Annotated in this window: 15 protein-coding genes; all 15 read left to right on the forward strand. The window is 32.9% G+C overall.

The features are described 5' to 3' along the window. Window positions 1–217: 217 nt before the first annotated feature. A complete protein-coding gene (locus RDK80_RS06460) occupies window positions 218–2,737 on the forward strand; it encodes an FAD-dependent oxidoreductase (RefSeq protein WP_308523800.1) in 2,520 nt (839 codons plus the stop codon). Between the two features lie 153 nt (window positions 2,738–2,890). Beyond that, window positions 2,891–3,436 carry a rubrerythrin family protein gene (locus tag RDK80_RS06465; RefSeq protein WP_094902771.1) on the forward strand — a complete coding sequence of 182 codons (546 nt, stop codon included), beginning with the start codon at window positions 2,891–2,893 and terminating at the stop codon, window positions 3,434–3,436. A 245-nt stretch (window positions 3,437–3,681) separates the two neighbouring features. Continuing rightward, on the forward strand, window positions 3,682–4,278 hold the full coding sequence (locus RDK80_RS06470; RefSeq protein WP_094902773.1) for a DUF5317 domain-containing protein: 597 nt from the start codon (window positions 3,682–3,684) through the stop codon (window positions 4,276–4,278). 66 nt (window positions 4,279–4,344) lie between these two features. Then, window positions 4,345–5,049: a PrsW family intramembrane metalloprotease gene (locus RDK80_RS06475; protein ID WP_094902775.1), complete on the forward strand. Its 705-nt coding sequence runs from the start codon at window positions 4,345–4,347 to the stop codon at window positions 5,047–5,049. A 99-nt stretch (window positions 5,050–5,148) separates the two neighbouring features. After that, entirely contained in the window at window positions 5,149–6,390 is a 1,242-nt protein-coding gene (locus RDK80_RS06480) for a CapA family protein (protein ID WP_308523801.1), read from the forward strand. A gap of 113 nt (window positions 6,391–6,503) precedes the next feature. Further along, window positions 6,504–7,337, forward strand: a complete 834-nt coding sequence (cdaA, locus tag RDK80_RS06485; RefSeq protein ID WP_094902779.1) for a diadenylate cyclase CdaA — start codon at window positions 6,504–6,506, stop codon at window positions 7,335–7,337. Further along, on the forward strand, window positions 7,318–8,538 hold the full coding sequence (locus RDK80_RS06490; protein ID WP_308523802.1) for a CdaR family protein: 1,221 nt from the start codon (window positions 7,318–7,320) through the stop codon (window positions 8,536–8,538). The genes cdaA and RDK80_RS06490 overlap by 20 nt, the downstream gene beginning before the upstream one ends. Before the next feature lie 11 nt (window positions 8,539–8,549). Beyond that, complete coding sequence (gene buk, locus RDK80_RS06495) at window positions 8,550–9,641, forward strand: butyrate kinase (protein WP_094902783.1); 1,092 nt, start codon at window positions 8,550–8,552, stop codon at window positions 9,639–9,641. Beyond that, complete coding sequence (locus RDK80_RS06500) at window positions 9,634–10,536, forward strand: phosphate butyryltransferase (protein ID WP_308523803.1); 903 nt, start codon at window positions 9,634–9,636, stop codon at window positions 10,534–10,536. Before buk (RDK80_RS06495) ends, RDK80_RS06500 begins: the two co-directional genes overlap by 8 nt. A gap of 10 nt (window positions 10,537–10,546) precedes the next feature. Continuing rightward, on the forward strand, window positions 10,547–11,614 hold the full coding sequence (gene buk / locus RDK80_RS06505) for a butyrate kinase (RefSeq protein WP_308523804.1): 1,068 nt from the start codon (window positions 10,547–10,549) through the stop codon (window positions 11,612–11,614). A gap of 12 nt (window positions 11,615–11,626) precedes the next feature. Beyond that, window positions 11,627–12,301, forward strand: coding sequence for an ATP-binding protein (locus tag RDK80_RS06510; RefSeq protein WP_094902835.1), 675 nt, complete (start codon window positions 11,627–11,629; stop codon window positions 12,299–12,301). A gap of 21 nt (window positions 12,302–12,322) precedes the next feature. Beyond that, window positions 12,323–12,538 (forward strand): 4Fe-4S dicluster domain-containing protein, encoded by a 216-nt coding sequence (locus RDK80_RS06515; protein ID WP_094902789.1) that lies wholly within the window; start codon window positions 12,323–12,325, stop codon window positions 12,536–12,538. A gap of 23 nt (window positions 12,539–12,561) precedes the next feature. Continuing rightward, complete coding sequence (locus tag RDK80_RS06520) at window positions 12,562–13,623, forward strand: 3-methyl-2-oxobutanoate dehydrogenase subunit VorB (RefSeq protein ID WP_256312773.1); 1,062 nt, start codon at window positions 12,562–12,564, stop codon at window positions 13,621–13,623. Further along, a complete protein-coding gene (locus tag RDK80_RS06525; protein WP_094902791.1) occupies window positions 13,623–14,369 on the forward strand; it encodes a thiamine pyrophosphate-dependent enzyme in 747 nt (248 codons plus the stop codon). Before RDK80_RS06520 ends, RDK80_RS06525 begins: the two co-directional genes overlap by 1 nt. Before the next feature lies 1 nt (window position 14,370). Then, on the forward strand, window positions 14,371–14,931 hold the full coding sequence (locus RDK80_RS06530) for a 2-oxoacid:acceptor oxidoreductase family protein (protein ID WP_308523805.1): 561 nt from the start codon (window positions 14,371–14,373) through the stop codon (window positions 14,929–14,931). The last annotated feature ends 75 nt before the right edge of the window (window positions 14,932–15,006 follow it).

Here is a 15,006-nt window from a genome sequence, read left to right on the forward strand (position 1 = left end):
GAAAGATAAAGCTAGAGACTCATATCTACAAGATATGAGTCTCTTTATAATGTATAGGAAAATGCTAATTCGTTTTCATATGAACTTTGCATAGGTATTACATATAAATCTTTTTTACATAAAATTTTATTGACAAAAATAGTACGATATCATAATATATAAATATACAGATACGGGGTATAGGTTTAAGGTTAAAATTGGCAAGGAGGAATTAAAAATGAGTAAAAAAGTAGTTATCGTTGGTGGTGTTGCTGGCGGTGCAACAGCTCTAGCCAGACTTAGAAGACTTGATGAAGATATTCAGATAGTATTGTTTGAAAGAGGAGAATATGTTTCCTTCGCAAATTGCGGTTTGCCGTATTATATAGGAGGAACTATAGAAAATAGGGATTCCTTATTGGTTCAAACGCCACAAAGTATTATGGAAAGATTTAACGTAGATGTAAGAATAAAATCAGAAGTTACGAAGATATTTAAGGAAGATAAAAAAGTATTGGTTAAAGATTTAAAAAATGATAAGACATATGAGGAATACTATGATTATCTTATTTTATCCACAGGATCAACGCCCTTAAAGCCACCAATACCAGGAATCAACTCACCTAACATCTTTAGTCTTTGGAATATACCAGATACAGATACCATAAAATCTTATGTAGATGAAAAAAGTCCAAAGTCTGCTATAGTAGTAGGTGGTGGATTTATAGGTCTTGAAATGGCTGAGAATTTACATGATTTAGGATTAAAGGTTTCCATAGTGGAGATGCTAGATCAAGTAATGGCACCGATAGATTATGAGATGGCACAAATAGTTCATGAGCATTTGAAGTCAAAGGGAGTAGACCTTAGACTAAAAGATGGAGTAAGCAAATTTGAATATAGTAGTGAAGTGACTACTATTACTTTACAATCAGGTGCTGAAATTAAAGGAGATATAGTTATATTATCCATAGGCATTAGACCTAATGGAGAATTAGCTAAGGATGCAGGACTAGAGGTAAATCAAAGAGGTGGAATCATTGTAGACAAATATTTAAAGACTTCTGATGACTTTATATATGCTATAGGAGACGTTATTGAAGTTAAAGACTATGTAAACAATGTTCAGACAATGGTACCTTTAGCAGGTCCAGCTAATAAACAAGGCAGAATAGTTGCAAATAATATTTTAGGTTCAAAGGAAGAATATAAAGGAACTCAGGGAACGAGTATTGCTAAGGTTTTTGATTTGACAGTAGCTAATACAGGTACAAATGAAAAAACTTTAAATAGGCTAGGAAAAGAATACAAAAAGGATTATTTTATAGCAATTATTCATTCCAATTCCAATGCAGGATATTATCCTGGAGCTCTACCAATGACCATAAAACTAATATTTGACTTTGGCGGTAAAATTCTAGGTTCACAAATAGTAGGATATGAGGGTGTAGATAAGAGAATAGATGTAATAGCTACTGCCATTAGATTTGGAGGAAAAGTTTCTGATTTAACAGAACTAGAACTCGCATATGCACCACCATATTCCTCAGCTAAGGATCCAGTGAATATGGTAGGATTTGCAGCGGAAAATCAGCTATTAGGAAAAGTTGACATTGTTCTTTGGAAGGAATTAGAAGAGCTAGATAAAGAAAATATTATTATCTTAGATGTAAGAGAAAAAGAGGAAATAAATATGGGCTATATTGAAAACTCTATTAATATTCCTTTAGGACAGCTAAGGAATAGACTTGGAGAATTGGATAAAAATAAATCATATATCTTGTATTGTGCTGTAGGCCTTAGAGGATATATAGGTACAAGAATTCTTACTCAAAACGGATTTATAGCTAAAAATTTAGCAGGGGGTTTTAATACCTATAAGACTATGTTTTGTCAAAATAATAAAGATGATGCTTGTGGTATTAGCAGCAGTGGGCCTGAAGTCTTTAGTGATTCTGGAGTTCAGAAAGTGGAGAAGAAAACTAAAAGATTAGAAGAAATAGATGTCAAGGTAGCTGAGACAGGTGAATTTTTTAAATTAAATGCTTGTGGTTTATCTTGCCCTGGTCCTATTATGCAAGTAAGTGAAAAAATCAAAACTATTGATGAGGGAGATAAATTAGAAGTAATGTCAACAGATCCAGGGTTTATCAATGATATCGCTGCTTGGTGTAAGAATACAGGAAATATATTAATAAGAACTGAAGAAGGAGACAAGAAATTTGTTGCTTTAATTGAAAAAGGGAGTAAAATTAAGGGGCAAATTGGCAAAAGTGTACCACAAGTAAAAGATGATAAAAATATTATAGTCTTTAGTGGAGATCTTGATAAAGCTATAGCATCGTTTATTATAGCAAATGGTGCAAGAGCAATGGGTAAAGAAGTTACTATGTTCTTTACATTTTGGGGATTAAATATAATTAAAAAGGACTCCTATATAAAGACAAACAAAGATTTTATGGGTAAAATGTTTGGAATGATGATGCCGAAGAATAGCAGAAAACTTGGGCTCTCTAAGATGAATATGGCAGGTATGGGACCTAAGATGATAAGGATGGTAATGAAGGATAAAAATATATCTTCATTAGAGGAATTAATAGAACAAGGAATTAAATCTGGAATTAAAATGGTAGCATGCCAGATGTCAATGGATGTAATGGGCGTAAGTAAAGAAGAACTCCTCGATGGAATAGAAATTGGTGGAGTAGCTACAATGCTCAATGCAGCAGATGACTCTAATATGAGCTTGTTTATATAAAAATGGGACTAAAAAGTCTCATTTTTTTATGATTAGGGCTATACAAAATGGGAATATATATGAAGAGAGTTGCATATTCTAGACATTGTTTAGAATATAGTATACAATATAGTATGCAATGTATATAATAAAATTTATAAAGGGGGAATTTTGATGAACGCAATGACAGCGGAAAATTTGAGATCAGCATTTGGTGGTGAATCTCAAGCACATATGAGATATAGAATATGGAGTGATAAGGCTAATAAAGATGGATTCCCAACTGTGGCTAGATTATTTATGGCTACATCAGATGCAGAAGAAGTTCATGCTACACTTCATTTCAAAGCGTTAAAAGATATTTCAGGTGATTTTTTAGTAGCATCTGGAGCAGGATTTGGGCTTAGCACTACTTCAGAGAATCTTCAGGGAGCAATCAATGGAGAGCTGCATGAAGTAAATCAAATGTATCCAGCTTACATAGCAGTGGCAGAGATGCAAGGAGAAAAAACAGCTATATCAGCAATGAGATTTGCTATTGAAGCAGAAAAAGTTCATGCAGAGCTTTTCACTAGAGCTAAAGAAGCGGTAGATGCTGGTAATGACTTAGAAGCAAAAGTTGTGGAACTTTGTCCAGTTTGCGGATATATTACACTAACAGGTGAAGAAGATAAATGTCCACTTTGTAATGCGAAGAAAGAGCTATTTGTAGCATACTAATAAACATAGTATGATGCTAGACACTTTGTGTCTAGCTTTCTACTTTTTATGACCTAACACAGCGAACGCTAGTGAGTTGATGTAGGTCAAACGCACCTACGCTGTCCGTTTTGTCTACAATTCGCTACGCTTATTGGACAAAAAGGCAACGAGAACCAAATCTATACGAGCATAGCGAGTAAATAGATTTGAGTTGCGAAACTGCGGAGTACGCATTGTGAATTTATTTAGGAGGTTGTTTTATTATGGTAATCGAAACTATTACACTATCTTTACTACTTGGGAAATTAATGGGTGGAAAGATAAGAAATATCGGTAATTTATATATAAACGGATGGTATTTATTTGTTGTAGCTTTTTCAGTAGAAATCATATCCTTATTAATAGTTTCTAAAACCGGTGGAAATTTAAGTGATATTATAGAGAATAATTTCTTTTATATACATATATTTATCTACTTATTACTAATCATTGGGCTAATAATGAATTTTCATGAGAATGGACTTAGAATAACTTTATTTGGATCTATTTTAAATTTTTTACCTCTTTCACTAAATAGTGGGAGAATGCCTGTTGCAATAAATGCTTTAAAGGTTTCTAAATTATATACTCAGTTATCACTATTAGAAGAGGGAAGAATAATGACTCATACTTTAGCTAATAAAGCTACAAAGTTAACTTTTTTAGGAGATATAATACCAATACCAAAACCATATCCTTTTCCTAAAATAATAAGTATTGGGGATGTTTTGATATCATTAGGACTTTTAATATTAATATTATCTTATATGAGGAAGAAATATGAGTCCCAAGGAAAAACTATAGAATTTTATAGACCCTAATTTCATTAGGGTTTATTTTTTTATGTTTTTGGGAAACTATAAGAAAAGACATAAGGAGGTAATGTTTTGGAACTTAGACTTTTAATTATAGCAGTGATACCTGCTATAATCATAATCGCAGGCATATATTTATCTGATAGACATGATAGAGAGCCTCTAAGGGTTTTACTATTTACCTATATTTTAGGAGCATTAACAGTAATTCCTTCAGTTATAGTTGAAGAGATTTTAATCGCATTTAATATATTTCCTGGCGTATTAGGTGCTTTTTATAATGCTTTCCTAGTTGCAGGATTTACAGAAGAATTTTTTAAAAGACTAGTAGTATTAAAATATCCCTATAAAACAAAGTTTTTTAATGAGAAATTAGACGGTATAGTTTATTGTGTATTTGCAACTATGGGTTTTGCTACTGTAGAAAATATAATTTATGTTGCATATAGATATACTAATAATCCTTTTATTGGGCTATATAGAGGAATATTTTCAGTACCAGCCCATGCTGTTTTTGGTATAACTATGGGATATTATCTATCCTTAGCTAAATTTGACACAAATATAGATAGAAAAAGAATGAATATGAGAAAGTCTTTGTATATGCCTATTATTATGCATGGGATGTTTGACTTTATACTGATGGCAGAAATACCTCAGCTTACAATGGTTTTTGTTCCATATGTAATATTTTTGTGGATATTAAATCAAAGAAAATTAGCAAATTTTATGTATGATTCAAAGTCTAGAGTAATAGGTTTAAAGAGAAAAGAATAATAATATTGTATAAAATATTAACAAAGTATAAAATAAAGGTAGAGATATCTCTACCTTTAGAGCAAAAGGACAAGCTATTGATATATTAGGGGGAATACTGTGAGAAAAAAACATAACATAATTATAATATTTTTGATTCTAGCATTTTGCTTCCTAGGATTTATGGGAGCAGCGGCTTATATGAAGTTCAAATCTGCAGAAACAAATATAACAAGTGAATACATAGAAGCAGACAAAGAAATAGACGAGGAAAAATCTGTAATTAAAAATTTAGATGATATTACTGAGGTTATTGAGGAGCCCAGGATATCTACTATAAATCTTCTAGCTGTTGGAGATATAATGTTCCACTCACCACAATATAAAGCAGCCTTCAACAAAGAAACTCTAAGCTACGATTTTACTTCTACATTTAGACATATAAAGAAATATGTTGAGAAAGCCAATATAGCATTAGGAAATTTTGAAACTGTTACTGCGGGGGAAGAAATTCCTTTTTCTGGCTTTCCTCGATTTAATACACCAAAGGAATCTCTTTTAGCCTTAAAGGAGACAGGCTTTGATATACTTGCTACGGCCAATAATCATTGCTTAGATCATGGAAAGACAGGATTAATTAGGACTATAGATAATATAAATGAGTATGGAATGAAAAATATAGGGACATATAAAGAACCAAATAATAATATTCTTATAGAGGAGATAGAGAATATAAGAATAGGATTCCTTTCCTATACCTATGGTTTAAATGGTATGGATTCTACTTTAACAGGGGAAGAATTATCATATATGGTAAATAGAATAGATGAAGAGAAAATAAAAAGAGATATTGAAAAGGCAAGATCTTCAGATATTGATTTAATAGTAGTATTTATTCACTGGGGGAATGAATATCAAAGAGAGCCTTCCAGCTATCAGATAGAGTTAGGTGAAAAAATGGTAGAATGGGGTGCAAATATTATATTAGGTAGCCATCCCCATGTAATACAAAGATCTCAAATAATTAATAGGGATGGAAAAGACAATTTTATAATCTATTCTATGGGAAATTTTTTATCAAATCAGAGAAAAGAAACTATGGATAATTCTTATACTGAAGATGGAGTAATGATAAATTTAGAGATAGAAAAAGATTTTTCTTCTCAAGAAACAGTAATTAAAAATATACAGTATATACCGACTTGGGTCTATAAATACAGAGAGAATAATAAATTGTTTTTCGAAATTCTGCCCATTGATGATTATATTAATGGAGAGTTGAATGTGAGTATAGCAGATTCTTTAAAAGGAAGACTCAAGAAGTCATATGATGATACTATGAGCAAGATGAGTGAAAATTAACCATTTTCAGAATTGAATTAAATTTATTATATTCAATTTATTAGTTCAATTAATGGAACAGTTATTATATAATAGGAATAGAAGTGAAAATACGATAAAAGGCGTGGTAAACCTTGGAACTTATTAATAGAATATTTTCAGGCATTAGAATAAGGGACATAATTGATATTATCATTGTGGCAGCTGTTTTTTATAAGATATTTAAATTAATTAGAGAGACTAGGGCGGAACAATTAACTAAAGGTATTTTTGCATTATTTGTATTTGCTAAACTTAGTGGTTTATTACAGCTATATACTATAAATTGGATATTAGAAAATGCCATGACTGTTGGAGTTCTTGCTATTCTAATAGTCTTTCAGCCTGAGCTTAGGCGTGGATTGGAGTATATTGGTAGATCCAGATTTTTTACAAAATCTCTACTAGAAATAAAGGGAGAGAGCTTATCTAAGACTGTAGATGAAATAGTGGAAGCTTGTGCATCTTTATCTAGACAAAAGATTGGAGCATTGATTGTTTTAGAAAGAGAAACAGGATTAAATGAGGTTGCCGATACCGGAACTAAGATCAATGGTATGGTATCCAGTAATCTACTTATCAATATATTTATTCCAAATACACCATTACATGATGGAGCAGTGATTATAAAAGAAGATATGATTAAAGCAGCTGCTTGTTTTTTACCTCTTACAGACAATATGAATATAAGTAAGGAATTAGGTACAAGGCATAGAGCTGCACTAGGTATATCGGAAAGATCTGATAGTTTAGCTATAATAGTTTCAGAAGAAACGGGTTCTATTTCTATAGCTGAAAATGGAACTATAGCAAGACATTTAGATTCTAAGACATTAAAACAAATATTAACAGATATGTATAAGCCAAAGGATTCAACACAAACATTTATGACTAAATGGAGGCGAAAAGATGAGCAAGGAGAAGAGTGATTTAACCCTAAAAATCTTTTCTGTTATTATAGCTATTGTTTTGTGGAGCTATGTTACTAGTGAAAGCGAAGTTAATCCAGATATATCTAAGGAATATAGAAATATTCCGGTAACTTATACCAATAAAACCGCATTAGATAGACAAGACCTAGTAATTATGGAACCAGAGGAAGCAACAGTTTCTGTGAAAGTTACAGGTAAAAAATCTGATATGGCTAAATTTTCACGAGAATTTATAAAAGCTGAGGTAGATTTATCAGGATATAGTGAAGGGCAAGTAAAAGTACCAATAAATATAAGTTTAGACCAATCAAGTAATATAAAAATAGTTGGACGTGAACCAGAGAATGTTCTATTTACGTTTGATAAGATAATAACTAAGACACAATCTGTAACTGTAAAGACCAAGGGCAATCTTGATCCTAATTATGTATTAGGGGATATATTAACAAAAACTCAATCTGTTTTATTGAAGGGACCTAGGTCTTTGGTAAATAAAGTAGCGGATGTAGTAGCAGTTGTAGATATAAGTGGTAGAAAAGAAAATATTAATGTTACAGAGCCTATAAAATTAATAGATGATGAAAAAAATGATGTTAGAGGAGTAGAATATGAACCAAGTGTAGTGGATGTAAGTATCCCAGTGTTTAGGATAGTAACTGTGCCTATTGAACTTAATTTGCAAACAGAGCCACCAGAAAACTATGAAATTACTAGCATTACAATAAATCCAAATAAGATAACACTTAAGGGTGGAAATGATATAGCAAACTTGACATTTATTCAAACTAAGCCAGTGGATATAAATTATCTAATGGAAAATGCAGATGTTCCAGTTGAGTTAGATCTTCCAGAAAATGTTTCTCTATTAAATCCAAATGAGAAGGTAACAATTTCTTTAAAAATAGAAGAAAATTTTACTAAGTCCTTTGAATATACCTTAGATGAAGTGGATATTAGAAATTTAGATGGTGAATTAACTATTGATAAAGACGATCATTCAAAGACTATACAGGTTTTAGCAAAAGGTAGTAAAGAAGCAATTGAAAATTTAACTAAAGAAGACTTAATGCCATATCTAGATTTTAATATGCTTGATGAAGGAATTCATAAAGTATACTTAAATTTTACTGCACCAATAGGAATTACAATTAAAGAAATATCACCACAACCTATTGAATTAAAAATAATTAATCACTAAGGGGGAAAAGTATGGAAAGAAATTTCGTTCTGGCAATTAATCCAGGATCCACCTCTACAAAGGTATCTATATTTGAAAGAGAGCAGGAAATTAAAACTTTCAAAATAGATCATAGAAAAGAGGATTTAGAGAATTATAAAAAAATAGCTGATCAATATGAATATAGGTTAAGATTAATAAAAGATTGGCTAGAAGCAGAAAATATATCAACTGATTCTCTTATAGCAATAGTTGGTAGGGGGGGACTATTAAGATCAATGCCCGGAGGTACCTACTCTGTAACCGACGCAATGATTGAAGATTTAAAAGTTGGGATACAGGGAGAACATGCTTCTAACCTTGGTGGTATGTTAGCTAAGGGACTAGCAGATTTAAAAAATATACCATCTTATATAGTAGACCCAGTGGCAGTAGATGAATTTCACGATATAGCTAGAATATCTGGTCTAAAGGAAATTCCAAGGAAATCTCTAGTTCATGCATTGAATATTAAGGCTGTATCACACAGAAGGGCTAAAGAATTAAATAAGAATTTTGAAGACTTAAATTTAGTGGTAGCTCACTTAGGCGGTGGAATATCTATTGCGGCAGTTGAAAAGGGCAAGATTATAGATGTTAACAATGCAAAGGAAATGGGCCCATTTTCTCCAGATAGAGCAGGTACTCTACCTGTGGGAGATTTAGTTAAATTATGTTATTCAGGAAAATATACATTAAATGAGATGAAGACTATGCTGCAAGGAGAAGGTGGACTTTTCTCATATTTAGATACCATGGATGGACGAGAAGTGGAAGAAAGGATAAAGAATGGCGATAATTATGCAAGGCTTATCTATGATGCAATGGCATATCAAATAGGGAAAGAAATAGGCTCCTATGCAACAGTGCTTTATGGACATATAGATAATATTATATTGACAGGTGGATTATCCTATTCTAACTACTTAGTTGATAGAATAAAAGAGATGATAGACTTTATATCTGAAGTCATAGTATATCCTGGAGAAGATGAAATGGAAGCACTAAACAAAGGTGCACAAAGAGTAATCAATGGAGAAGAAAGAGCAAAAATATATGAAGATGAGGTGAGTATAAGTGGCTAAATCATTTGAAAATCTGTTAGAATTGGCCCAAAAGAGAGGGCCAAAGAAAGTATCAGTAGCCGTTGCACAAGATAAGGATGTTTTATCTGCAGTAAAAAATGCAGCCGAATTAAAGATAGCCGAGCCTATATTAGTGGGAGATAAAGAAAAAATATTGGTTATTGGGAAGGAAATCAACTTTGATTTATCAGGTATAGAAATAATCCATGAAGAAGATGGTGCTACGGCTTGTAGGATAGCAACAGAATTAGTAAGTAGTGGAAAAGCTGATGTTTTGATGAAGGGACTTATAGATACTTCTGTAATAATGAAACAGGTATTAGATAGTGAGATTGGACTTAGGACAGGCAATGTAATATCCCATGTGGCAGTTTTTGATGTTCCAACTTATCATAAGGTTTTTATTGTAACTGATGCAGCTATGAATATAGCTCCTAATCTTGAGCAAAAGAAAGAAATAATTGAAAATGCAGTAGTATTAGCACAATCTTTAGATATAGAAAGACCAAAAGTAGCAGTTTTGGCAGCAAAAGAAAAAGTATCTCCTAAGATGGAAGCTACTGTTCATGCAAAGGAATTAGCTGATATGAACAAAAATGGAGAAATCCTAGGATGCTTAGTAGATGGACCTTTTGCATTAGATAATGCTGTGTCAAAAGAATCAGCAATATTAAAAGGAATTGATAGTGAAGTTGCAGGAGATGCAGACATACTTCTTGCTCCAGATATTGAAGCTGGTAATGTACTATATAAATGTTTATCATTTTTAGCAAATGCAAAATCAGCAGGACTTATCGTGGGCACAAAGGCACCAATAGTACTTACATCAAGAGCTGATAATGAAGAATCAAAATTAAATTCAATTGCTTTAGCAGTGCTTATGGCTTCAAGATAGGAGGGGGAAAATGACTAGATTATTAATTATAAATCCAGGTTCTACATCAACAAAAATAGCAGTTTTTGACGATGAAAAAAGTATATTTGAGGAAACTCTTCGCCATTCAGTAGAGGAAATTTCTGCTTTCAACAAGATTTATGATCAATATGAATTCAGAAAAAATATTATAGTGGAAGCATTGAAGAAGAATGATATTTCCATAGAATCTCTTGATGGAGTAATAGGTAGGGGTGGACTTCTCAAGCCTATAGAAGGGGGTACTTATGAAGTAAATGACAGCATGTTGGAGGATTTAAAGGTTGGATATTTAGGGGAACATGCCTCAAACCTGGGAGGAATCATAGCTTATGAAATAGCTAAGGAAATAAATAAAAAATCCTTTATAGTAGACCCAGTAGTAGTAGATGAAATGCAAGATGTAGCTAGAGTATCAGGATTGAAAGAAATAGAAAGAAAGAGTATATTCCATGCATTAAATCAAAAAGCAGTAGCAAGAAGACATGCTAATAAACTAGGAAAGAAATATGAAGAATTAAACCTAATAGTTGCCCATTTAGGCGGAGGGATTTCAGTAGGTGCTCATGAAAAAGGCAAGGTAATAGATGTAGCAAATGCATTAGATGGCGAAGGACCATTTTCACCGGAAAGATCAGGTTCTCTTCCAGTAGGAGATTTAGTAAAACTTTGCTATTCAGGAAAATATTCTTTAGATGAAATGAAGAAGATGATAAAAGGAAATGGTGGAATAGTATCTTATCTAAATACTAATGATGCAAGAGAAGTTGGACAAAGAATAAAAAATGGTGATGAATATGCGGAGCTAGTATACAAAGCTATGGCTTATCAGGTAGCAAAGGAAATTGGAACCTGTGCAGCAGTATTAAAAGGAAAAGTTGATGGAATCCTCGTTACAGGTGGTATTGCCTATGATAAGGAGTTCACGTCATGGATAGAGGAAAGAGTTAAATTTATCTGTGATGTAACCGTATATCCGGGAGAAGATGAACTTATGGCATTAGCTGAAGGTGGACTTCGTGTCTTAAGAGGAGAAGAGGAAGCAAAAGTTTATAAATAGGACTTGGTGATTATGCTAAATGATAAGAGAATAAGAATTATAATAGGACACTATGGATCAGGAAAGTCTGAATTTAGTGTGAATTATGCTGTGAAACTAGCACAGCTAGGTAGAAAAGTTGCATTAGCCGATTTAGATATAGTAAATATGTATTTTAGATCTAGAGAGAAAGCACTAGAGATGGAGGGTGTTGGTATAAAAGTAATTGGCAGCCAGATAAATGCACCTGCCATAGAAGTGCCATCAATATCTGCAGAAGTCTATACACCATTACAGGATGAATCCTATGATTTAATATTAGATGTAGGTGGAGATCAAGTAGGAGCAAGGGCCCTAGGGAGATATGTAGACTATTTCCAAGAAGGGAATTATGATATGTTTTTTGTTTTAAATGCAAATCGCCCTGAAACTCAAACTGTAGAAAAAGTGCTAGAATATATGATAAAGATTCAAGATGTATCAAGGGCTAAAATAACAGGAATTGTGAACAATACACATTTATTAAAAAGTACAACTCGTGATGATGTACTAAGAGGTCAAAAATTAGCTTTAGAGGTTCAAGAAAAAACCGGTATAAAGCTAAGATATATATCTGTATTAGAAGATATAATCCCAAGCCTTCCTAAAGACTTAGAAGGCGAAATATTCCCCATAAAGTTATTTATGAGGGATGAATGGATGCTATAACAATAAAGGAGGGTAAAAAGAATGGCTAAAGGAAAGGTAACATTTAAGGAAGACATCTGTAAAGGATGTGCACTATGTACAACTGTTTGTCCTGTAAAAATACTTACAATGGACAAAACTAAAATAAATGCTAAGGGTTATCATCCAGCTACAACAACAGACCCAGAAAAATGCATTGGTTGTGCCAATTGTGCCACAATCTGTCCAGATGTAGTTATTACTGTAGAACGAGTTTAATATATTTTAAGGAGGGTTTTAAAATGGCAAAAGTTCTCATGAAAGGGAATGAGGCTATAGGAGCAGCAGCTATTGCAGCAGGTTGTAAATACTTTTTTGGTTATCCTATAACTCCCCAATCTGAATTACCAGAATATATGTCAAGAGAGTTACCAAAGGTAGGCGGAGTATTTTTACAAGCAGAATCAGAGGTAGCAGCTATAAATATGGTTTATGGTGCCGCAGGAGCAGGTGCAAGAGTTATGACATCTTCATCAAGCCCTGGAATGTCATTAAAACAAGAAGGTATATCATATATTGCTGGTGCAGAATTGCCTTGTCTATTAGTTAATATAATGAGAGGTGGACCAGGTCTAGGAAGTATCCAACCTTCACAGACTGATTATTTTCAAGCAACTAGAGGTGGTGGAAATGGAGACTATAGAATGGTTGTATTTGCTCCATCAGATGTTCAGGAACTAGTTGATTTAATAATAGAAGGATTTGATATAGCAGACCAATATAGAAATCCAGTTATGGTTGTTGGTGATGGTATGATTGGACAAATGATGGAACCAGTTGAATTTAAAACTCCAATAAAAAGAGAATTACCAGAGAAAGATTGGGCTACAGTAGGTACAGGTGGTAATAGAAAGCCAAATATAATTAATTCTTTATATATAGCACCAGAAGATCTTGAAGCTCATAATATTAAACTTCAAGCTAAATATCAAAAAATAAAAGAAAATGAAGCAAGAGTTGAATCATATAAAATAGAAGATGCAGATGTAGTTATAGCAGCTTATGGAACTACAGCAAGAATTGCAAAAACAGCAATAGCAAAACTAGAAAAAGAAGGATATAAAGTTGGACTTATTAGACCTATTACTTTATGGCCATATCCATACGATGAATTTAAGAAAATAAATCCAAATTGTAAAGGTGTACTTACAGTTGAAATGAATAATGGACAAATGGTAGATGATGTTAAAATAGCAGTTGAGGGCAAATTCCCAGTATCTTTTTATGGGAGAACTGGTGGAATGGTTCCTACGCCAGATGCAATAATTGAACATGTTAAGAAAATCTCTGGAGGTGAAAGATAATGACTATAGTTTTTGAAAAGACTAAAGGTTTAACAGATGTACAAACCCACTATTGTCCGGGATGTACCCATGGAATCATCCATAGATTAGTAGGAGAAGCATTGGTAGAATTAGGAGTATTGGATAATGCTATAGGAGTTGCACCAGTAGGTTGTTCAGTATTTGCATATAATTATTTTAATTGTGATATGCAACAAGCAGCTCATGGTAGAGCACCAGCAGTAGCTACAGGGATAAAAAGAGTTCATCCAGAGAAATTTGTATTTACTTATCAAGGAGATGGAGACTTAGCTTCCATCGGTACAGCAGAAATAGTTCATGCTGCCCATAGAGGAGAGAAAATCTCTACAATATTTGTTAACAATGCTATATATGGTATGACAGGTGGCCAAATGGCACCTACAACCCTTATAGGACAAAAGGCTACAACAGCTCCATTAGGAAGAACTGAAGAACATAGTGGTAGACCTATAAAGATATCTGAGATGCTAGCTACAATTCACGGTGCAAAATTTGTAGAAAGGGTGGCAGTAAATACGCCTGCAAATATAAGAAAAGCGAAAAAAGCAATAAAGGAATGCTTCCAGTTACAACTTGATGGAAAAGGATTTGGAATAGTAGAAGTATTATCTACATGTCCTACTAACTGGGGATTAACTGCTCCTGAAGCAATGAAATGGTTAGAGGAAAATATGATACCTTATTATCCTCTTGGAAATTTTAGAAGACCAGAGGAGGTTGAATAAAATGGAAGAAAGAATAGTAATAGCTGGCTTTGGCGGACAAGGTGTAATGGCATTAGGTCAACTTTTGACATATTCAGGTATGATAGAAGATAAAAAAGTATCTTGGTTACCATCCTATGGTCCAGAGATGAGAGGAGGAACTGCAAACTGTAATGTTATTATATCATCAGATGTAGTAGGTTCTCCAGTTGTTATAGATTCAACTTCAGCTATTGTAATGAATAGACCGTCTTTAGATAAATTTGAAAATCTAGTAGTACCAGGAGGAAAGCTATTTATAAATACATCTTTAATAGATAGAAAATGTCCAAGAGAAGATATAGAAGTGTATTATATTCCGGCTAATGAAATAGCTAATGAACTTGGAAACTCAAGGGTAGCTAATATGGTAATGCTAGGAGCATTTCTTGAAGCTACAAAAGCAGTAGAAGTGGATTCAGTACTTAACAAAGCATTTACAGCAGTATTTGGAGAGAATAGAGTTCATTTAATGCCAATTAATAAAGAAGCATTAGAAAAAGGGGCAGAATTAGCAAAAGAACAAATGAAAGCTATAATATAATATAGACCAGCCTTTAAAGGTGCACTAGTCAAGTAAAAGTAGACACAATAAAAAAACTATTCAAAGCCTCGTTCG

This window comes from uncultured Tissierella sp., from assembly GCF_902479755.1.
Classification (GTDB): domain Bacteria; phylum Bacillota; class Clostridia; order Tissierellales; family Tissierellaceae; genus Tissierella; species Tissierella carlieri.

Coding starts and splice junctions, on each gene's coding strand:
- RDK80_RS06460 (WP_308523800.1), top strand. CDS start 218: ATGAGTAAAAAAGTAGTTATCGTTGGTGGTGTTGCTGGCGGTGCAACA.
- RDK80_RS06465 (WP_094902771.1), top strand. CDS start 2,891: ATGAACGCAATGACAGCGGAAAATTTGAGATCAGCATTTGGTGGTGAA.
- RDK80_RS06470 (WP_094902773.1), top strand. CDS start 3,682: ATGGTAATCGAAACTATTACACTATCTTTACTACTTGGGAAATTAATG.
- RDK80_RS06490 (WP_308523802.1), top strand. CDS start 7,318: ATGAGCAAGGAGAAGAGTGATTTAACCCTAAAAATCTTTTCTGTTATT.
- buk (WP_094902783.1), top strand. CDS start 8,550: ATGGAAAGAAATTTCGTTCTGGCAATTAATCCAGGATCCACCTCTACA.
- buk (WP_308523804.1), top strand. CDS start 10,547: ATGACTAGATTATTAATTATAAATCCAGGTTCTACATCAACAAAAATA.
- RDK80_RS06510 (WP_094902835.1), top strand. CDS start 11,627: ATGCTAAATGATAAGAGAATAAGAATTATAATAGGACACTATGGATCA.
- RDK80_RS06515 (WP_094902789.1), top strand. CDS start 12,323: ATGGCTAAAGGAAAGGTAACATTTAAGGAAGACATCTGTAAAGGATGT.
- RDK80_RS06520 (WP_256312773.1), top strand. CDS start 12,562: ATGGCAAAAGTTCTCATGAAAGGGAATGAGGCTATAGGAGCAGCAGCT.
- RDK80_RS06525 (WP_094902791.1), top strand. CDS start 13,623: ATGACTATAGTTTTTGAAAAGACTAAAGGTTTAACAGATGTACAAACC.
- RDK80_RS06530 (WP_308523805.1), top strand. CDS start 14,371: ATGGAAGAAAGAATAGTAATAGCTGGCTTTGGCGGACAAGGTGTAATG.